This is a genomic window from Micromonospora sp. LHW51205 (genome assembly GCF_003315815.1).
Lineage (GTDB): Bacteria > Actinomycetota > Actinomycetes > Mycobacteriales > Micromonosporaceae > Micromonospora > Micromonospora chalcea.
Window position 1 is genome coordinate 453934 of sequence record NZ_QMEZ01000005.1, and the last position, 19927, is coordinate 473860.

The window sequence follows — 19927 nt, forward strand, 5'->3', positions numbered from 1 at the left end:
CGGTCAGGTGGCAGTGGTCACCAGCACCTTGTCCTTGCCGGCCTTCTCCTTGGCGTTCTTCTTCATGGCCGCCTCGAACATCTTGCGCCAGCTGGTCACCTGCGGGTGACGGCGCAGCAACGCCCGGCGCTCGCGCTCGGTCATGCCACCCCACACACCGAACTCGATCCGGTTGTCGAGCGCGTCGGCCAGGCACTCGTACCGAACTGGGCAGCTCCGGCAGATCCTCTTCGCCACGTTCTGTTCGGCGCCCTGTACGAACAACGCGTCCGGGTCTCCGTTCTGACATGCCGCCAGTGACGGCCAGTCAGTGATCATGCCCATCTGTACACGTCCCCCCTTGCAGTACCTACCGACTTCGTGCGAGCAGCCCTCGAACTCCCCCCGGTCGTCCGCGCCGGCCTCCCCAGGGCGGCACGAACGACGCACGGCTGCCTTCGCCGCCACCATCATGCTGTGTAGTCGCCCGATTACGCAACGTTGTCGGCGAAATCCATCATTCCGGACACTCCCGGCTTCCCGGGCTTTCGCCCGGCGTCTACCCCGCCCGGGTACGTGAAAACGCTGCGCCCCTCCCGGGTTTCAGAGAGACTTCCGCCGGATCTCACGCAACCCAGGACCAGGGCTCGTGCGTTTAGCACAACGAGGCCGGCGCATGCAGGAAATGGGGAAAGTTCCCCGCGCGCCCGCCGATCCCTGCTCGCGTACCCTGTCGAGGTGACCTGGATGCGGAAACGTGACCACAACGTGCTGACCAACGCCGCATCGCTGCTGATCTGCGGCCTGTTGGCCGGAGTGGTGGTCGCTGCGGCGGCCTTCCCCGCGGTGGCGATGACCGGACTGGCCGCGAAGGCCGGCTCGGAGACATTCGGCGCGCTGCCCAAGGAGCTCACAGTCGCCCGGTCGCCGCAGATGACCAAGCTGCTCGCGTCCGACGGCAAGACCGTGCTGGCCACGATGTACGACGAGAACCGCAAGGACGTCAAGCTCAAGGACATCTCGCCGCACATGCAGAAGTCCATCATCGCGGCCGAGGACCACGACTTCTACAAGCACAACGGCGTGGACCTCAACGGTGTGGCACGGGCGTTCGTCAACAACCAGGCCGCCGGCTCCTCCCGGCAGGGCGCGTCGACGCTGACCATGCAGTACGTCCGGCTGGCCATCTCCTACTCGGCCACCCACCCGGCCGACGTGGTCGCCGCCACCGAGGACACCAGCGCCCGCAAGCTGCGCGAGATGAGCCTGGCGCTGCAGATCGACAAGGAGCTCTCCAAGGACGAGATCCTGGAGCGCTACCTGAACATCGCCGCGTTCGGCAACGGCGCGTACGGCATCTGGGCGGCCAGCCAGGTCTACTTCAACAAGCCGCCGAGCAAGCTGGACATCCAGGAGTCGGCCATGCTCGCCGGCATGGTGAAGGCGCCCACCGCGTTCGACCCGACCACCCCCGCGGGCTACCCCGAGGCGGTCGGCCGGCGCGACTACGTCATCGACAACATGGTGCAGATCGGGGCGATCACCCAGCAGGAGGCGGACGCCGCCAAGAAGATCAAGCTCGTCGTCAAGGGCAAGCGCACCCCGAACGGCTGCACCCAGACCACCACCCGCTCCTGGGGCTTCTTCTGCGACTACCTCTACCGCTGGTGGCTGCAGCAGGAGACGTTCGGCGCCACCTCGTACGACCGTGAGCGGCGGCTCAAGAGCGGCGGCTACACCATCATCTCCACGCTCGACGTGCAGGCGCAGAAGGCCGCTGACAAGGCCGTCCGCAAGAACCTGGGCGAGAGCAGCAAGGCGGCCCGGATGGTGGCCGCCGTCGAGCCCGGCACCGGCCGGGTACGCGCCGTCGCCGTCAACCGCAACTTCAAGCTCGACGACCCGGACGACCCGCAGAACAAGATCTCCAGCGACCCGGCGAAGGCCAAGAAGAAGATCCGGGGCAACTACCCCAACACGGTGAACCCGCTGATCACCGGTGGCCCCGGCATCGCCGGCTACCAGGCGGGCTCGACCTTCAAGATCTTCACGCTGGTCGCCGCGCTGGAGAAGGGCTACCCGCTCAGCTACCCGATCAACGCGCAGCCGGTGTTCAAGTCGAACTACCCGGTCGAGTTCAACTCGCCGGCCGCCTGCCCGGGCACCAACAAGTACTGCCCGAAGAACGCCAACGCCTCGATGGCCGGCATGCACAACATGTGGAGCGGCTTCGGGTTCTCGGTCAACACGTTCTTCATCGACCTGCAGCAGCGGGTCGGCGCGGAGAACGTGGTGAAGGCGGCGCAGAAGCTCGGCATCTCGTTCCGCTCGTCGAGCGACGCGCAACTTGCCGCCAACCCGCACCAGTGGGGCGCGTTCAGCCTCGGCGTCTCGCAGACCACCCCGCTGGAGCTGGCGAACGCGTACGCGACGCTCGGCGCCGACGGCAAGTACTGCGAGCCGATCCCGGTGCAGGAGATCCGCGGCCCGGAGGGCGAGAAGCTCGACGTCGCGAACCCGCGCTGCGAGCAGCGGGTCAGCACCGAGGTGGCCCGGGCCGCCGTGGACGCCGCCCGCTGCCCGGTGGGTGACCGCTCCTCGACCACGAAGTGCGGCACCCCCACCGCCGGCAACGTCCGCAACATCGTCGACGCGCCGGTGGCCGGCAAGTCCGGCACCACCGACTCGGAGAAGACCTCCTCGCTGGTCGCCATGACCAAGCAGTACGCGGTGGCCGGCATCATGGCCGACCCGGACTGGCCGCAGACCAACCAGAAGATGGGCCACGACGTGCCCACCGGCATCAACCCGGCGGTCTACGAGACGCTGCGGGACGCCATGAAGGGCAAGGACCGGAAGAACTTCACCCCGCCCAGCGGCAAGATCGTCCTGGGTGACCAGCGGTCCATCCCGGATGTAAAGTGCGCGTCCATCGAGAGCGCGAAGTCCCGGCTCAAGGGCGCCGGCTTCGAGCCGGTGGTCTCCAGCAACAAGGTGGCGTCGGACTGCCCGGCGGGCACCGCGGCCGGCACCAGCCCGAACGGGCGCACCATCAAGGGCGGCGTCGTCATGATCGAGGTCAGCTCCGGCAAGGGCGACTCGGACCAGGGCGGCACCGCGACGCCGGACCGACCAGGTGGCCCGGGCGGACCGGGTAACGGCCGACCAGGACGACCGGGGAACTGATCCCAGACGAAGCGACGGCCACCTCCGTGAAGGGGGTGGCCGTCGCTTCTTCTTGTGTCTACGGGACGGTCAGAGGCCCAGCTGGCGGCGTACCTCGGCGGCCACCCGGCCCCCCTCGGCGCGGCCGGCCACCGCGGCCTGGGCGGCCTTCATGGCCGGGCCCATCTGCGCCTTGCCGGTGAAGCCGCCCGCGGCGAGCGCCCCCGAGACCAGCTCGGCCAGTTCCTCGTCGGAGAGCTGCTTGGGCAGGTAGCGCTCCAGCACCTCACCCTCGGCGGTCTCCTTGCCGGCCTGCTCGGCGCGCCCGGCGTCGGCGAACGCCACTGCCGCCTCGCGGCGCTTCTTCGCCTCCTTGGCCAGCACCGCGAGCACCTCGTCGTCGCTGAGCTCGCGCTTTTCCCGGCCGGCCACCTCGGCGTTGCCCACGGCCGCGAGGGCCATGCGAAGCGTGGAGGTGGTCAGCTCGTCACGCGCCTTCAGGGCGGCGCGCATGTCGGCGGTGAGACGGTCCTTCAGCGTGCTCATGGACGGTGAAACTACCCTGAACGCCATGCGAAAGCGCACACTATTCCGTCTCGCGGCCGGAACCGTCGCCGCCGGGGCGGCCACCCTCGCGTACGCGTCGCTCATCGAGCGCAACATGTTCACCCTGCGCCGGTACGACGTGCCGGTGCTCCCGACCGACGCCGAACCGCTGCGGGTGCTGCACCTCTCGGACCTGCACATGATGCCCGCCCAGCGGCGCAAGCAGGACTGGGTGGCCTCGCTGGCCGCGCTCGACCCGGACCTGGTCGTGGTCACCGGCGACAACATGGCCCACCCGGAGTCGGTGCCGGGCGTGCTGCGCGCGCTGCAACCGCTGCTCGACCTGCCCGGCGCGTTCGTCTTCGGCTCCAACGACTACACCGGCCCGGTCCTGAAGAACCCCTTCACCTACTTCCTGCCGGACCGGGAGTACACCGAGGGCACGCCCCTGCCGTACGAGGAACTACGCGACATCCTCACCGGCGCCGGCTGGGTCGACATGAACAACGCGCGCACCTCGCTCAAGGCCGGCGGGCGGGAGATCGAGCTGGTCGGCGTGGACGACCCGCACATCGAGCGCGACGACTACGACGCCGTGGCCGGGCCGGTCAGCGGCGACGCGGCGCTGTCGATCGCGCTGTCCCACTCCCCCGAGCCCGCGGTGCTGGACCGGATGGCGGCCGACGGCTTCGGCCTGCTGCTCGCCGGGCACACCCACGGCGGCCAGGTGTGCGTGCCCGGGTACGGCGCGCTGGTGACCAACTGCGGGCTGCCCCGCTCGATGGCGCGCGGGTTGCACCGCTGGCCCGGCTCGGACTCGTGGCTGCACGTCTCCGCCGGCCTCGGCACCCACCCCACCGCCCCCATCCGCTTCGCCTGCCCCCCCGAGGCCAGCATCCTCACGCTGATCTCCCGCTGACCCCGCCGCCCGGCGTCCCCGCTTCCCGGCAGATCTTGGTACGCGCCCGCCCCTCCGAGGGCCGGTTCGTACCAAGATCTGCCGCCCGCGCGGGGCGGGGGGTACCGAGTTTGACCGTGCGGGCGGGTGGGCTACTATTTGTCGGCACGCCTCGGGGTGTGGCGCAGCTTGGTAGCGCGCTTCGTTCGGGACGAAGAGGTCGTCGGTTCGAATCCGGCCACCCCGACCAGAGGTAAGAGGGCACATCCGATCCATCGGATGTGCCCTCTGCGTTTCCCCAACCGTGATCACCCTCGCAGTAGGATCCCGGCATGCCACGGCCGGTCGTCTTCGACCTCTTCCACACCCTGGTCCACGGCGCCGACGACGAGCGGGACCGGGTGGTCGGCGAGATGGCGCTCCTGGTCGGGGTGGCTCCGGCGGCGCTCGTCGCCGCGTACCACGCGACGTGGCGGGACCGGCTCGTCCGGTGGAGCGCGGAGGAGACCGTCCGCATCCTCGCCGAACGCCTCGGCGGCTCGCCGACGGACGAGCAGGTAAGCCACGCCGCCGCGCATCGGCGTGCGCTGGCCCGCCGCGTGTTGGGCCGCGTCCCGGTCGGCACCCTGGACGTGCTCGACGCGCTGCGCGAGCGCGGCCACCGGCTGGCCCTGATCAGCAATGCCACTTCCGAGACCGCCGAGGCGTGGGCGGCCGGCCCACTCGCCCGGCGCTTCGACGTCGCGGTCTTCTCCAGCGCGGTCGGGCTGGCCAAGCCGGACCCGGCGATCTACCGCACCGCCGCGCAGCGCCTGGGCGTCGCGCCGGCGGAATGCGTCTACGTGGGCGACGGCGCGGACGGCGAACTGGCCGGCGCGGCGGCGGTCGGCATGACGGTGCTGCGGACCACCGAGCACCAGGACACCGATCCCGGCTGGATCGGACCGGTGATCGCGAACCTCCGTGACCTGCCCACCCATGTGGAGCAACCGGCCTCGACCGAATAGATCGACAGGACTGCCCGAAGCCACCCCGCCACGCGGCGTCGACCCTGCCGCCTGGCAAAGTTATGCGCATGCCGCCGATGATCCGATCCCGCCTGACCGATTGGACCACCGTCGCGCCCCTGGTCGCCGTGCTCGTGCTCGTGATGACCTGGGGACGGGAGCTGCCCGGCCCGCTCATCTTCGTGGTGGCGGCCCTGCTCGCGGCGGCTGTGCTGGCGGCCGTACACCACGCCGAGGTGGTGGCGCACAAGGTCGGTGAGCCGTACGGCTCGCTCGTGCTGGCGGTGGCGGTCACCGTGATCGAAGTCGGTCTGATCGTCACGCTGATGATCAGCGGTGGGGACAAGACGCAGGCGCTGGCGCGGGACACCGTCTTCGCCGCCGTCATGATCACCTGCAACGGCATCCTCGGCCTGTCGCTGCTGCTCGGCGCGCTGCGCCGGCAGGTGGCGGTGTTCAATCCGGAGGGCACCGGAGGGGCGCTGGCGACGGTTGCGACGCTCGCCACGCTCAGCATGGTGGTGCCGACGTTCACCACGAGCCGGCCGGGCCCGGAGTTCTCCCCCGCCCAGCTCGCCTTCGCGGCGGTCGCCTCGCTGGCCCTCTATCTGCTGTTCGTGATGGTGCAGACCGGCCGGCACCGCGACTACTTCCTCCCGGTCACCCAGGAGGGCAGCATCCTCGCCGAGGACAAGACCGGCGACGGCCACGCCGAGCCGCCGTCCACACGTACCGCCCTGGCCAGCCTGGCCCTGCTGGTGGTGGCGCTCGTCGCGGTGGTCGGCGACGCGAAGACGATCTCCCCGGCGATCGAGACCGCGGTCAGCGCGGCGAACCTGCCGCAGGCGTTCGTCGGCGTGGTCATCGCGCTGCTGGTGCTGCTGCCGGAGACGCTCGCCGCCGCCCGGGCGGCCCGGCGGGACCGCGTGCAGATCAGCCTCAACCTCGCGCTCGGCTCGGCCATGGCCAGCATCGGCCTGACCATCCCGGCCATCGCGATCGCCTCGATCTGGCTGGACGGGCCGCTGATGCTGGGCCTGGGCGGCACCCAGATGACGCTGCTGGCGCTGACCGCTGTGACAGCGGTGCTCACCGTGGTGCCGGGTCGGGCCACAGTGCTCCAGGGTGGCGTGCACCTGGTGCTGCTCGCCGCGTTCGTCTTCCTGGCCGCGAGCCCGTAGGCCGACGCGCCAGCCGCGGGCCCGTAAACCGACGCGCCAGCCGCCGGCCGGTGAGCCGCCGGCCAACGGGTCCGTCAGTCGTGCGTCTCCGTGCGCGCCACCTCGGCGAACGCGGCGGTCAGGTACTCGGCGAACGGTCGTCCGGTGACCGCCAGCAGGTCGGCCACGAGCAGCGGGGCGTGCCGGGCGACCGCCGCCGGGCCGGGCGGGTTCTCGTCGTCACCGGGGTCGTAGACGCCGAGCGCCCCGGCCAGCAGCACCAGCAGCACGTGCGGGTCGACGTCGGGCCACCAGGCCGCCGCCGACCGGACGCACTGTTCCAGCACCTGGCGTACGTCGTCGCCGTCCAGCCCGTCCGGATGCCCCTCCTCCAGCAGCAGCCGGACCACACCGCCGAGCACAAGCCCGGACCGGTCGGCGGTGGCCAGCCGCTCGACGGCCGGGGCGTACGTCTCGGCGTCGCGGGCCTGCGCGGCGCCCACCGCGTCGGTGGCCGTCTCGGCGATCTCGCGGGCCGGTGCGGGCAGGTGCCGCCAGGTCGTCGTCACCGGGTCAGCATGGCAGAGCACGTGTGTTCGCTCACCTTCCGGCCCAGCGACCGCGTGTGTAAGGGGTAAACGGGTCGCGAGAGTCGTACCCGAAGCACAGAATCCCTGCCATGCTGCGCCGCGCCCTGCCCGCCCGTCCCGAAGCCCGCCGGATCCTGCTCGGCACCCTGTTCTCCGCGGTCGGGCGCGGCCTCACCCTGCCGTTCCTGTTCATCTACCTCACCGACGTACGCGGCCTGACCGACACCCGGGCCGGGCTGGTGATCGGCTGGTTCGGCGCTGTCACGCTGGCGCTCTCGCCGCTGGCCGGCACGTTCATCGACCGCTTCGGCGCGCGCCGGGTCGTGTTGCCCTGCCTGGTGATCGAGGCGATCGGCGTCGGCTCACTGGCGCTCGTCGACTCGACCGCCTCGGCGTTCGGCGTGATGACGCTCATCGCCGTCGGCAGCTCGGCGATCTGGGCCGGGCAGAACACGATCCTCGCCTCGCTCACCGACGACGGCGAGCGGCAGCGCGTCTTCGGGCTCAACTTCGCGCTGCTCAACCTCGGTATCGGCACGGGCGGCCTGATCTCCGGCGCGGTGGTCGACGTGGCCCGTCCGGTCACGTTCGAGGTGATCTACCTGCTGGACGCGGTGAGCTACCTGACGCCGGCACTGATCCTGCTGACGCTGCCGCACGTGGGGCGCCGGCCGGTCGCGGCCACGGGGGCGACGGCCGCTGATCGGAGGACCGGCGGCTACCTCACGGTGCTGCGGGACCGGCCGTTCCGCCGCCTCGTCATCTTCGGCCTGGTGCTCACCACCTGCGGGTACGCGCAGATCGAGGTGGGCTTCGCGGCGTACTCGGTGCGGGTGGTCGAGGTGACGCCGCGCGTGGTGGCGTGGGCGCTCGCCGCGAACACCGTCATGATCGTGCTCTCCCAGCTGCTGGTGATCCGGCGGCTGGAGGGGCGCAGCCGTACCCGTGCCCTGGCCACCGTCGGCGCGGTGTTCGCCGGCGCGTGGCTGGTGCTCGGCGCGGCCGGCGTGGTGGGCAGCGGCAACGCGCTGCTCGCGGCGCTCGGCGTGGTGGCCTGCTCGGCGATCTTCGGGTTCGGCGAGACGATGCTGTCTCCGGTCATGCCCGCGCTCACGAACGCGCTCGCCACCGACGAGCTGCGTGGCCGGTACAACGCGATGAGCTCGATGATCTTCGGGATCAGCGGTGTGGTCGGCCCGGTCACCGCCGGGCCGCTGATCGGCGCGGCGAACGGCCGGGTCTGGGTGGCGGTCGTGGTGGGCGGCTGCCTGGCCGCCTCGCTGCTCGCGCTGTCGCTGCGTCCGCTGCTCACCGCCGCGCAGGACGGCCGCCTGACGGCCGCCGAGGCGCCGGAGCCCGAGCCCGCGCGGGCGACCTGACCCGGGACACGTCCCCGGCGGCCTGACACGCGAACGGGCCCCGCAGCATTCGCTCCGGGGCCCGTCTGCGGTGGGGTCGGCGGTCAGCCGGCGGCGACCTCGGTGGTGGTGCGGATCCGGTCCAGCGCCGGCGGGGAGACCGGCGACTTCTCGGTCAGGTACGCGGTGAAGGCGTCCAGGTCGATCTGGCCGGTCACCGCGTTGGTGCCGCCGGTCAGGACGCTGAAGCCGTCGCCGCCACCGGCGAGGAAGTTGTTCACGGTGACCCGGTAGGTGGCGGTGTCCGTCACCGGGGTGCCGTTGATGGTGAGGCTGCCCCGGACCACCCGGGTGCCGGCGCACGGCGTGCCGGCCGGCGCGGTGGTGCCGTCGACGTCCACGACGTAGTTGACGGTCGAGGACGCGTAGAGCACGCGCGCCACTGTGAACTGCTGCTCCAGCATGCAGTAGAGCTGCGCGCCGGTCAGGTCGAGCGTCACCAGGTTGTTGGCGAACGGCTGCACGGTGAACGCCTCGGCGTAGGTGACCGGGCCGGCGTCGAGGTCAGCGCGTACGCCACCGGGGTTCATGAACGCGGCGACCGCGTTCTGCTCGGTGTCGGTCGCGGCGAGCTGCGCGTCGGCGATCAGGTTGCCCAGTGGCGACTCACCGGTCTGGTACGTCGGCTTGCCGTTGGCGTCGACCCCGGTCTGGTACAGGTTCTCCTGGGTCTTGGTGATCGCCGCGGTGGTCTCGCCGACGACCCGGTCGGCCACCGGGCCGAGCGCGGTCTTGTACCGGTTGATCAGGTCGGTCGAGGGCTTGTCCGGCGCCACGTCCCGGGTGACCACCACGTTGTTCGCGGACGCGCTCACCACGTCGCGGGTACGCGGGTCGATCTTCAGGTCGATCTGGGTGACCAGGCGGCCGAACGAGCTGGCGCTGGTGACCAGCTTGCCGTTGATGTTGCAGTTGTACGCGGCGTGGGTGTGCCCGCTGACGATCACGTCGATGGACGGGTCCATCCGGTTGGCGATGTCGACGATCGGGCCGCTGAACCCGGTGCAGTCGTTGATGCCGCCGCCGTTCTGCACGCCGCCCTCGTGCAGCAGCACGACGATGCTCTTGACGCCGAGCAGGCGCAGGATCTTGGCGTACTTGTTGGCGGTGTCGGCCTCGTCGCTGAACCGCAGGCCGGCGACGCCCTGCTGGCTGACGATGTTCGGGGTGCCCTCCAGGGTCATCCCGATGAAGCCGATCGGCACACCCTTGACGATCTTGATGCCGAACGGCTGCATCAGGGGCAGGCCGGTGGAGGTCTTGAACGCGTTCGCCGAGAGGTACTTGAACTTGGCGCCGCCGAACGGGGTGCCGTCGGCGCAGCCGTCCACCGGGTGGCAGCCGCCGCGCTGCATGCGCAGCAGCTCGGCCGCGCCCTCGTCGAACTCGTGGTTGCCGACGCTCGCGAACTCCAGCCCGGCGAGGTTCATCTCCTCGATGGTCGGCTCGTCGTGGAACGCGGCGGACAGCAGCGGCGAGGCGCCGATCAGGTCACCGGCGGCGACAGTGACGGTGCCCTTGCCCTGCTTCTTGGCCTCGGCGCGCATCGACTTCAGGTGGCTGGCCAGGTATTCCGCGCCACCGGCCGGCTGGCCGTCGATGGTGCCGCTGGACCCGCTCGGCGGCTCCAGGTTGCCGTGGAAGTCGTTGATCGCGAGCAGCTGGACGTCGACCGGCTTCGGGCGCGCCTCGGCCTGGTCGGGGGTGACGGCGACAGCGGTGAACGCGGTCGCGGCGAGTGCGGCCAGGCCGACTACGGCCCGGCGTCGCATCCCGGTGACGGACATGGAACTCCTCGTGAGATACCGATGCTGGTGTCCGGACGATGGTTCGCCCGGTGGCCCTGGTCCGTGCCATGACAGGGGTCGATCGTGGAAGGCGGCAATCGGGGAACGCCACCCCCGCTCGGGGGTAGCTTCTCATCCACCGGGCCTCAGGTCGACCGGGGTGGCATTCGGAATCGTCGACGTGGTGGGAGACCCGTACCGGTCCGCCGGACGAGTCGGACATGACGGTCTGGTGAATTTCCGCGCGGCGCTCGCTGTCGATGCCCGCGTCGTGAAGGGCGCCGGCTCCCAGGGACAGGGAGCCGGCGCCGACGCTCATGTCACGCGCAATTCCTTGCGCTGGCAACCGTCCTCGCCGGAATCAGCGCCTGGCGGACACCCATCGCGAGCCGAACGGTCGTTCACGTCTGACGGATCGACATCCGCAACGGACTGTCCGAATTCGACCGAAGCCCCGGAGAGCCGGTTCGAAAGCCGGCTGTGGGTGGCGGCGACGAGCCCGCGCAACGCCCGCCGGTTCCACCGCCCGGCGACTCCCGGACGGCCCGCCAGGTAGCCGACGATCCGCGCGGTGTCCCAGCCGTGCGCCTCCCGCAGACCGCGCGCCAGCATCCCGAGATAGAGCGGAGCGGGCCGGGTCCACGGCACCTCCACCGCGCGGTGCGGCGCGGTGAACGTGAGCATCGGCAGCCCTTCGCGGACGCCGACCCGCAGCAGCGTCTCGTAGCGGCCCGGCCCGAGCCTCGCCCGCCCGGTCTCGACCGCCGCGCGGATACCGGCCAGGTCGGCGCCCGGCGGCCGGTACATCTCCTGCGCCGCGATGTCGGCGAACTGCTCGACGGTCACCAGGTAGCCGCGCGCCGCCGCCCGGCCGGGCAGCTGCGGGTCGTAGAACGCCATGCCGCCGGTCCAGGCCCGCGACTCGCCCGCGAAATAGACCCCGCCGGGGATCAGCGCCGGGACGGTCCGGCGCGGTGGCCGGCAGTCCCGGCAGCCGGGGTACGTGCGCAGCCCGCCGGGTGGGCGTCCACCACGCAGGTACCAGTCGAGCCGGGCGGCGTGCAGGTTCGAGCCGTACGCGACGTACCAGAGCATCGGCGTCGCCGTCAGAACCAGCAGGTGCGCCCGGCGGCGTGGCTGACCTGGACGGTGTGTGTCACGCAGCCGCCGTCGGCGACCAGGTGCAGCAGGAAGGCCGTCGGCTCGGCGACGAACCCCGGCTCCTCCTCGTCGGACATGCTCAGGCTCACCTGGATCCACGTGCTCGGCGCGACGGTCAGCACCGTACCGGCGAACGCGCTTGTCACCTGGCGGTGCAGGTGCCCCGCGGCGACGCGTACGACATGGGGGTGCCGGCCGACCACGGCGGCGAGCGCGTCGGCGTCCGCGAGGCCCATCGCGTCCATGCCCGGTACGCCGACCGCGACCGGCGGATGGTGCAGGCACACGACGGCGGGCGCGTCGGTACGCCCGCCGAGCACCCCGTCGAGCCAGGCGAGCTGCTCGTCGCCGAGCCGGCCGCCGGTGCTGCCCGGGGTGAGCGAGTCGAGCACCACGAGCGTCGCGTCCGGCAGGTCGACGTGGTAGTGCGCCGAGAAGCCGCCGGCCAGGTAGGGGGTGCCGCCGAACGTGTCGAGCAGCGACTCGCGGTCGTCGTGGTTGCCGGTGGCCAGGTGCACCGGCAGCGGGAACGCGCCGACGATCTCGCGCAGGGCGAGGTATTCGTCCGGCCGCCCGTTGGCGGTCAGGTCGCCGGTGATCACCACGCAGTCGGGCCGGGGACGCAGCGCGAGCACCGTGCCGAGCGCCCGGTGCAACCCGGACGCCGGGTCGGCCGCGAGCGGGCCGGTGGTCACGTGCGGGTCGCTGAGCTGGGCGATGAGCATCGGCCGCCTCCTCGGAGTGCCCGGGCCCTCACGCTATCGCCGCGCGCCCTCCCCGCGCAGGCCCGATCCCGCCCACAGGCTGCGTCCACAGCCTGTGGATAGCACATGTGTACGAAGGTCGGTGACGGTCGCGCTGAGTACGCTTGATCGCGACCTACCCCCTCCGAGCAGGAACGACGTGGATCACGAGCGAGTACTCCGCGACGTCACGGTGCGCCTCCCCACGGCGTCCACCGTCCCGGAGGCGTGCCAGTGGACGGTCGCCGCGCTCGCCCGGCACACCCCGGCGACCGCCGCCGTCCTGCTCCGGGTCCACGACCGTCTGCGCTGCGTCGCCGCCACCGGCGCGTGGCAGGTCTTCTCGCACGTCCCGGCGACCGCCGACGCGCCCGCCCGCCACCGACCCGAACCCTCGGTGGTGCGTCGGGTGTACGCCTCCGGGGTGACCGCCGTCGTGCCCGACGTGAGCGCCGACCCCGACTACCTGCCGGTCCGGCCGGACGTCACCGCCGAACTCTGCGTTCCGGTACGTGACCCGGACGGCCGGCCCATCGGCGTGCTCGACCTGCAGTGGTGCGAGCCCGTCCCGCTCGCGGCGTGGCGGGAGACCGCCGAACTGGTGGCCGACCGCCTCGGCGGGCGGATCGCCGCGCTCGGCGGGTCACCGGCCGAGAGCCGCAGCGAGAAGCTGCTCCGGCACGCCGCCGCGTTCACCGCCGCCCCGACCGACTGGGACCTGATGACCGCCGCGCTCGCCGCGGCCCGGGACGTGTCGGCGCTCTCCGCCGCCGTGCTGGTCCTCACCGGGCGGAGCGGCCCACGCCTCGGCGCGCCCACCGACACCCCCGGCGAGTTGGAGACACGCATCCGCGCCGAGCTGGCCGAGGCCGGCCCGGCCGCGCTGGACCGCATGATCGACCGGGCCCACCGGTACGGCTCGGCGTACACGCTGGGCGAGGCGGGGCACCCGCCCACCGAGGAGTACCTGCCGCTGACCCGGGCGGGCGCGCGCACACTGGTGGCGGTGCCGGTCGGCACGCCGGCTGCCGGCGGCGTGCTGCTGGTCGCCGACGAGCAGCGCCTGCGCCCCGACCCGACCACTGTCAACCTGATCGAACTGCTCGCCGGGCAGGCGTGGACCTGCCTGGACCGGCTGCGTACGCTCGCCCGGCTGCGCGAGCAGGCCAGCTCCGACCCGCTCACCGGGCTACGGCACACCGGCCCGTTCGGGCAGCGGATCGCCACCGCCACGCCGGGGCGTACCGCCCTGCTGGCGATCGACGTGGACGGGTTCAAGGACGTCAACGACACGTACGGCCACCAGGCCGGCGACCGGTTGCTGGTGGGGCTGGCCCGGGCACTGGAGGGCGCGCTGCGCCAGGGCGACGAGCTGTACCGGACCGGCGGGGACGAGTTCGTGGCGGTGATCGAGGTGAGCCGCCCGGAGGAGGCGGTCCGGATCGCCGAGCGGCTCACCGAGGCGGCCCGTCGCACCGGCCGGACGATCAGCGTCGGCATCGCGCTGCCGCGGCCCGGCGAGTCCCCCGAGCGCACCCTGCACCGAGCCGATCAGGCCCTCTACGCGGTCAAGCGCCACGGCCGAGACGGAGTCCACCTCTCCGCCGCCTGACCCCACCTTCTCCCCCGCGATCCCGCGATCTTGCACTTGCGGCCCGAAGCACGGGGCATTTGCCCCTTATGCCAGGGCGTGAAGTGCAAGATCGAGGGGCTAGGCGGTGAGTTCCCTGGCGAGGAGTTCGGCGATCTGGGCCGTGTTCAGGGCGGCGCCCTTGCGGAGGTTGTCGCCGGTCACGAAAAGGTCGAGGGCTCTCGGGTCGTCGACCGCGCGGCGGATGCGGCCCACCCAGGACGGGTCGGTGCCGACCGCGTCGATCGGCATCGGGAACTCCCCGGACGCCGGGTCGTCGACCAGGATCACGCCCGGCGCGTTGCGCAGCACCTCGCGGGCTTCCTCGGCGTCCACCTCGGTGGCGAAGACCGCGTGCACGGCGACCGAGTGACCGGTCACCACCGGCACCCGTACGCAGGTGGCGGAGACCTTGAGGTCGGGCAGCCCGAGGATCTTGCGGGACTCGTTGCGGAGCTTCAACTCCTCCGACGACCAGCCGTCGTCTGCGAGCGAGCCCGCCCACGGTACGACGTTGAGCGCCAGCGGCGCCGGGAACGGACCCAGCTCGTCGCCGACGGCCTGGCGCACGTCGCCGGCGCGGGAGCCGAGCGCCCGGTCCCCGGCGATCTTGCCGAGCTGCAGGTGCAGCGCGTCCACGCCGGCCTGCCCGGCCCCGGACACCGCCTGGTACGACGCGAGCACCAGCTCGCGCAGGCCGTACGCGCGGTGCAGCGGGGCGATCGCCACGATCATGGCCAGCGTGGTGCAGTTGGCGTTGGCGATGATGCCCCGGGGTCGGTTGCGTACCTGGTCGGGGTTGATCTCGGGGACGACGAGCGGCACGTCGCGGTCCATCCGGAACGCGCCGGAGTTGTCGACGACCACCGCGCCGCGCGAGACAGCGACCGGGGCCCACTGCGCCGAGACGTCGTCCGGCACGTCGAACATGGCCACGTCGACGCCGTCGAGAGCGTCCGCGGTGAGGGCCTGGACGGTCAACTCCTCGCCCCGGCACTGCACGCGCCGGCCGGCCGACCGCTCGGAGGCGAGCAGCCGGATCTCGCCCCACACGTTGCGCCGGGAGGAGAGGATCTGGCACATCACCGTACCGACGGCACCTGTCGCCCCGACCACGGCGAGGGTGGGCAGCGACGCCACGGCGCGTTACCGCCCGGTGCCGGCGTAGACGACGGCTTCGGTGTCACCACCCAGCTCGAAGGCGTCGTGGATGGCGCGGACCGCCTTGTCCAGGTCGGTGTCGCGGCAGACCACGGAGACCCGGATCTCCGAGGTGGAGATCATCTCGATGTTGACGCCGGCCGCGCCGAGGGCGGCGAAGAAGCCGGCGGCCACGCCCGGGTGCGAGCGCATGCCGGCGCCGATCAGGCTGACCTTGCCGACGTGGTCGTCGTAGAGCAGGCCCTTGAACTTGACCGTCTCCTGGATCTTGCTGAGCGCGGTCATCGCGGTCGGGCCGTCCGCCTTGGGCAGCGTGAACGAGATGTCGGTGCGGCCGGTGCCCTCGGTGGACACGTTCTGCACGATCATGTCGATGTTGATCTCCGCGCCGGCGACCGTGTCGAAGATGCGCGCGGCGGCGCCCGGCTCGTCGGGCACGCCGACGATCGTGATCTTCGCTTCGCTGCGGTCGTGGGCGACCCCGGTGATCAGTGCCTGTTCCACAGGAAGGTCCTCCATCGATCCGGTGACCATCGTGCCGGTGTTGGTCGAGTATGACGAACGGACGTGGATCGGCAAGCCCGCGCGCCGCGCGTACTCGACGCTGCGCAGATGCAGCACCTTCGCGCCGCAGGCGGCCAGCTCCAGCATCTCCTCGTAGGTGATCCGGGTGATGTGCCGGGCGTTCGGCACGATCCGCGGGTCGGCGGTGAAGATGCCGTCCACGTCGGTGTAGATCTCGCAGACGTCCGCCTCCAGCGCGGCGGCGAGCGCCACGGCGGTGGTGTCCGAGCCGCCCCGCCCGAGCGTGGTGACGTCCTTGGTGTCCTGCGAGACGCCCTGGAAGCCGGCGACGATGACCACCGCGCCCTCGTCCAGCGCGCCCTTGAGCCGCCCCGGGGTCACGTCGATGATCCGGGCCCGGCCGTGCACCGAGGTGGTGATCACGCCCGCCTGGGAACCGGTGAACGAGCGGGCCTCGTACCCCAGGTTGTGGATGGCCATGGCGAGCAGCGCCATGGAGATCCGCTCCCCGGCGGTGAGCAGCATGTCCAGCTCGCGGCCGGGCGGCAGCGGGCTGACCTGGTTGGCGAGGTCGAGCAGCTCGTCGGTGGTGTCGCCCATGGCGGACACCACCACGACCACGTCGTCGCCGGCCTTGCGCGCGGCCACGATGCGCTCGGCCACCCGCTTGATCCGCTCGGCGTTGGCGACGGAGGACCCGCCGTACTTCTGCACCACGAGTGCCACGACGGTGCACTCCCTCCCAGCGACGACCCTGAGCGTGCCGACGCCGCCGGGTTTCTCGGTCCGGCGGCGCGTGTCAGACCGCCTCAGCCTATCGGGCGGCCCGCGACGCCGGGTCGGGTGATCCCACCATCCGGCCCCGGCGTGGGGCGGCTCACCAGCCCGGGAGTACGCGACACGCCAAGCGGTACAGCCGTACGGTGGGCTGTCCGCGGCCGCCCGGACGACGCAGAATGAGCCGGTGCACGCTCATCGACGCGCGGCCCGCCGGGCGACCGGCGCGCTCGCGCTCATCCTGCCGACGCTGCTGGCCGCCTGTGTGAACGACCGGCCCGAGACGGCGCCCACCGGCTCCGCCGACCCGGTGCCGGTGCAGGTGGACGCCGCCCGCGACGAGCTGGCCGGGCTGGCCGCCGCCGCGCAGGACCGGCACCACACCGCCGCGTACTCCTTCACCCCGGCCGAAGGCGCTCCCCGCACGGTGGCGGTGACCAGCGCCAACGACGGCAGCTGGCGGGTCGACGTGCCCGGCTGGGGGCGGGACGGGACGGTGGACGTCTCGCTCGCCGCCACCTCCGACGGGCTGTTCCAGTGCGCGCTGCCCTCGGCCGGCTGGACGCAGGCGGCCAGCTGTGTCCGGCTCGGCGACGCCGACGACGCGGTACCCCGCCGGCTCGACCCCCGCGTGCAGCACCCGTTCACCGACTGGCTGGAGGTGCTGACCGACAGGCGCGCGCCGCTCGCTGTCTCCCCCGCCGCGCCGCTGCCCGGCGTCACCGGCCGGTGCTACTCGGTCGACACGACCTCCGCCTCGCTGAACGCGCCGCTGGACGTGGGCATCTACTGCTTCCGGGAGGACGGCACACCGGCGGCGGTCCGGGCCGGCTTCGGCACGCTGACGCTGACCGGCGAGCCCGGCGCCGCGCCGGGCACCGTCGAGCTGGCCGGCGCGGTGACCGACGGCGAGCCGGTGAGCCGGGACGCCCCGAGCCCGGGAGCGCCGTGACGCGTTCCGCTCAGCCGCCACGCGCGGCGCGGAGCAACGCGGCACCGACCTCGGTGTTGCGGTAGAGCACGTGCCGCCCGGCGCGGGACCGGGTGACGAGACCGGCGGCGTGCAGCGCGGAGAGGTGCTGGGACACGTTCCCGGCGGACAGCCCGGTGAGCCGGGCGAGGTCCGTGGTGGTCGTCGCCGCGTCGAGCAGGTTCAGCAGGGCGGCCCGACCGCCGCCGACCACCCGGGCGAGCGCGTCGCCGGCCGGTTCAGGTCCGCGTTCCCACAGCGTCCCGACCGCCCGAACCGGGTACGCCGCGGCCGGCAACGAGTCCTCCAGCAGGTTCCACAGCACCCGCTGGCGGCTGAACACGCTCGGGTTCAACGCCAGCCCTCGCCCCCGCAGGTCGAAGTCCCGCTCGAACGGGTCGTCGCTGACCACCCGGTCGCCGAGCCACCGCAGGCCAGGGTGGAGCCGCTCGAACAGATTCCCCGTCCCGCCCTCGGCGAGCTGGGCCGCCCGGTACGCGACGTCGGCGTCGAGCACCGCTCGCATCCGCGGCCAGTCCGGGGCGATCGCCTCGTCGTACCAGAACCGCATCGCCTCGACGAGCCGCGGCAACAGCTCGGCCGGGTCGGCGAGCAACGCCCGCCCGAACGGGCGCAGCGGCCCGCTCGGCGTGGTCGCCAGCAGGTCCCGGACCACCACGTCGGGCGGCGTCGCGGCGATCTGGTCGAGCTGGCCGTCCATCTCCACCCCCGGGCGGGCCGCCGGGGTGAGGAAGTCGGGCAGCCAGCGGCGCGGCAGGGTGAGATGCACCAGCGGAGCGACGCGCTCGGCCACCTCCGGGCGGCGCAGCGTCGCCCGGGCCCGGTCGATCCACGGCAGGTGCACCGGATAGCGGGCCGGAGCGGCAAGCGCCCACATGCTCATGACCGTCTCGTTGGCCGGCGACACACCGAACCGCACGCCCGCGACGTCGGCCAGCGTGAACCGCAACTCGGACATGCGCACCCCCCGATTCGGCTCAGCCTAAAAGGCTCGACCGGCACGTGGGGGGCACGATCTGCTCACCGGTCATGGGGGCCAGAGAGAGCATCCGCACCGCCGTCCGCGACGTCGTACCACCGGCCGGGCTGACCCGCGCCCTGGCCGTGCAGGCGATGGTCTACGCCGTCGGCACCGGACTGTTCCAGGCGGGCAGCGCCGTCTTCTTCACCCGGGCGCTCGGGCTGAGCCCGGCCCAGGTGGGTCTCGGCCTCTCCCTCGCCGCCGGGGCGTCCCTGCTCGGCACCGTGCCGCTGGGCGGGCTCACCGACCGGTACGGGCCGCAGCGGGTGTGGATCGTCTGCCTGCTGCTGGACGCGGCGCTGTTCGCCGCGTACCCGTTCGTCGGCGGCTTCGCCGGGTTCCTCGCGGTGGTGATCGCGCTGGCCGTGACGGGCGCGGCGACCGGCGTGGCCCGCCAGGTCTACTCGATCAACGTGCTGCGCCCGGAGGAACGGGTCACCGCCATGGCCTACCAGCGCTCCTCGCTGAACGTCGGCTTCGGGATCGGCGCGCTGATCAGCGGCCTGGTGCTGGCCGTCGACACGATCTGGGCGTACCGCCTGATGGTCTGGTTTATCGCCGTGGTCTTCCTGGTGACCGCCGGTTTCGTCCGCCGGCTGCCGCGACTGCCGGAGGTGACCCGCACGGCCGAGCCGATGAGCCGGCTGGCGGTGCTGCGGGACCGGCCGTTCATGACCGTCGCGCTGCTCTCCGGGCTGCTCACCGCGCACCAGACGCTCTACCTGACGGTGATGCCGCTGTGGATCCTCACCCACACCGACGCGCCGAAGACGATCATCGCCGGGCTGGTGCTGCTCAACACCGTGCTGATCGTGCTGTTCCAGGTACGCGCCAGCCGGGGCGCGGACGACGCGCCGGGCGCGGCCCGGGCGTCCCGTCGGGGCGCGGTTTTGATCGCCCTGTTCTGCCTGGTCCTGCCGATTTCCGGCGCGACCCGGGGAGCGCTCACCGTGGTCGCGCTGGTGGCCGCCGCGACGCTGCTCATCCTGGCGGAGCTGATCGAGTCGGCGGGCGCCTGGGGACTCACCGCCACGCTGCCACCCGCCGCTCAGCGCGGCGCGTATGTCGGCGCGTTCGGGCTCGGCTCCCAGTTGCAGTTCCTGATCGCTCCGGCCGGGCTGACCGCGCTCGGCGTGAGCACCGGCGGCTGGGGCTGGTACCCGGCCGCGGCGATCTTCATCCTCGTCGGACTGGCGATCGTGCCCGCGGTGACCCGGGCGGAACGGACACCTCGGCTACCGGACGTGGCGAAGCCCTCCGGCTCCGTGACTCTGGTCCCATAGTCCGGACCAGCCTTCCCACCGCACGTCCCACCACGTAGGGTGACCTTGTCATGTGGCGCGCGTACCTTCTCCTTGGCTGCCGCGA

General features: G+C 72.2%; 17 protein-coding genes and 1 tRNA gene. 9 read left to right on the forward strand and 9 right to left on the reverse strand.

Translation table 11 applies throughout. From position 1 onward, the window contains the following. Positions 1-3 precede the first annotated feature (3 nt). Positions 4-324, reverse strand: coding sequence for a WhiB family transcriptional regulator (locus DQE82_RS21575; RefSeq protein WP_043327856.1), 321 nt, complete (start codon positions 322-324; stop codon positions 4-6). A gap of 402 nt (positions 325-726) precedes the next feature. On the opposite strand from DQE82_RS21575, the gene DQE82_RS21580 reads away from it, so the two are divergent. Further along, a complete protein-coding gene (locus DQE82_RS21580; RefSeq protein WP_113973639.1) occupies positions 727-3165 on the forward strand; it encodes a transglycosylase domain-containing protein in 2439 nt (812 codons plus the stop codon). A 69-nt stretch (positions 3166-3234) separates the two neighbouring features. On the opposite strand, the gene DQE82_RS21585 is transcribed toward DQE82_RS21580, so the two are convergent. Continuing rightward, positions 3235-3690 (reverse strand): GatB/YqeY domain-containing protein, encoded by a 456-nt coding sequence (locus tag DQE82_RS21585; RefSeq protein ID WP_043327855.1) that lies wholly within the window; start codon positions 3688-3690, stop codon positions 3235-3237. 25 nt (positions 3691-3715) lie between these two features. Between DQE82_RS21585 and DQE82_RS21590 the strand changes: the two genes are divergently transcribed. From DQE82_RS21590 to DQE82_RS21605, 4 genes are all read left to right on the forward strand, one after another. Next, positions 3716-4609, forward strand: coding sequence for a metallophosphoesterase (locus DQE82_RS21590; protein ID WP_043327854.1), 894 nt, complete (start codon positions 3716-3718; stop codon positions 4607-4609). A 152-nt stretch (positions 4610-4761) separates the two neighbouring features. Beyond that, a tRNA-Pro gene (locus DQE82_RS21595) sits at positions 4762-4838 on the forward strand. 82 nt (positions 4839-4920) lie between these two features. Next, a complete protein-coding gene (locus tag DQE82_RS21600) occupies positions 4921-5595 on the forward strand; it encodes an HAD family hydrolase (protein ID WP_113973597.1) in 675 nt (224 codons plus the stop codon). 77 nt (positions 5596-5672) lie between these two features. Then, complete coding sequence (locus tag DQE82_RS21605; RefSeq protein ID WP_043330855.1) at positions 5673-6776, forward strand: calcium:proton antiporter; 1104 nt, start codon at positions 5673-5675, stop codon at positions 6774-6776. A 74-nt stretch (positions 6777-6850) separates the two neighbouring features. Here DQE82_RS21605 and DQE82_RS21610 read toward each other — a convergent pair whose 3' ends face one another. Continuing rightward, on the reverse strand, positions 6851-7324 hold the full coding sequence (locus tag DQE82_RS21610; RefSeq protein ID WP_233514733.1) for a hypothetical protein: 474 nt from the start codon (positions 7322-7324) through the stop codon (positions 6851-6853). 110 nt (positions 7325-7434) lie between these two features. Here DQE82_RS21610 and DQE82_RS21615 point away from each other — a divergent pair, with 110 nt between their 5' ends. Continuing rightward, a complete protein-coding gene (locus tag DQE82_RS21615) occupies positions 7435-8724 on the forward strand; it encodes an MFS transporter (RefSeq protein WP_113973599.1) in 1290 nt (429 codons plus the stop codon). Between the two features lie 83 nt (positions 8725-8807). On the opposite strand, the gene DQE82_RS21620 is transcribed toward DQE82_RS21615, so the two are convergent. The 3 genes from DQE82_RS21620 to DQE82_RS21630 all read right to left on the reverse strand — a co-directional run bounded on the left by DQE82_RS21620 (position 8808) and on the right by DQE82_RS21630 (position 12436). Beyond that, on the reverse strand, positions 8808-10550 hold the full coding sequence (locus DQE82_RS21620; RefSeq protein ID WP_064446808.1) for a bifunctional UDP-sugar hydrolase/5'-nucleotidase: 1743 nt from the start codon (positions 10548-10550) through the stop codon (positions 8808-8810). Between the two features lie 315 nt (positions 10551-10865). Next, positions 10866-11645 (reverse strand): histone deacetylase, encoded by a 780-nt coding sequence (locus tag DQE82_RS21625; RefSeq protein ID WP_231915504.1) that lies wholly within the window; start codon positions 11643-11645, stop codon positions 10866-10868. Between the two features lie 11 nt (positions 11646-11656). Continuing rightward, the gene (locus tag DQE82_RS21630; protein ID WP_043327850.1) at positions 11657-12436 is read right to left on the reverse strand and encodes a phosphodiesterase; all 780 of its coding nucleotides are present in this window, start codon (positions 12434-12436) and stop codon (positions 11657-11659) included. 178 nt (positions 12437-12614) lie between these two features. Between DQE82_RS21630 and DQE82_RS21635 the strand changes: the two genes are divergently transcribed. Next, positions 12615-14066 (forward strand): diguanylate cyclase domain-containing protein, encoded by a 1452-nt coding sequence (locus DQE82_RS21635; protein ID WP_104114932.1) that lies wholly within the window; start codon positions 12615-12617, stop codon positions 14064-14066. Positions 14067-14165: 99 nt separating this feature from the next. Here the strand turns inward: DQE82_RS21635 and DQE82_RS21640 are convergent, their stop codons facing one another. Continuing rightward, on the reverse strand, positions 14166-15224 hold the full coding sequence (locus DQE82_RS21640; RefSeq protein WP_113973600.1) for an aspartate-semialdehyde dehydrogenase: 1059 nt from the start codon (positions 15222-15224) through the stop codon (positions 14166-14168). 6 nt (positions 15225-15230) lie between these two features. Then, complete coding sequence (locus DQE82_RS21645) at positions 15231-16496, reverse strand: aspartate kinase (RefSeq protein WP_030502103.1); 1266 nt, start codon at positions 16494-16496, stop codon at positions 15231-15233. 238 nt (positions 16497-16734) lie between these two features. On the opposite strand from DQE82_RS21645, the gene DQE82_RS21650 reads away from it, so the two are divergent. Then, complete coding sequence (locus DQE82_RS21650) at positions 16735-17499, forward strand: hypothetical protein (RefSeq protein WP_051611336.1); 765 nt, start codon at positions 16735-16737, stop codon at positions 17497-17499. A gap of 10 nt (positions 17500-17509) precedes the next feature. Here the strand turns inward: DQE82_RS21650 and DQE82_RS21655 are convergent, their stop codons facing one another. Beyond that, on the reverse strand, positions 17510-18496 hold the full coding sequence (locus DQE82_RS21655) for an ArsR family transcriptional regulator (RefSeq protein WP_113973601.1): 987 nt from the start codon (positions 18494-18496) through the stop codon (positions 17510-17512). Positions 18497-18567: 71 nt separating this feature from the next. On the opposite strand from DQE82_RS21655, the gene DQE82_RS21660 reads away from it, so the two are divergent. After that, the gene (locus DQE82_RS21660; RefSeq protein WP_113973602.1) at positions 18568-19842 is read left to right on the forward strand and encodes an MFS transporter; all 1275 of its coding nucleotides are present in this window, start codon (positions 18568-18570) and stop codon (positions 19840-19842) included. Positions 19843-19927 lie beyond the last annotated feature (85 nt).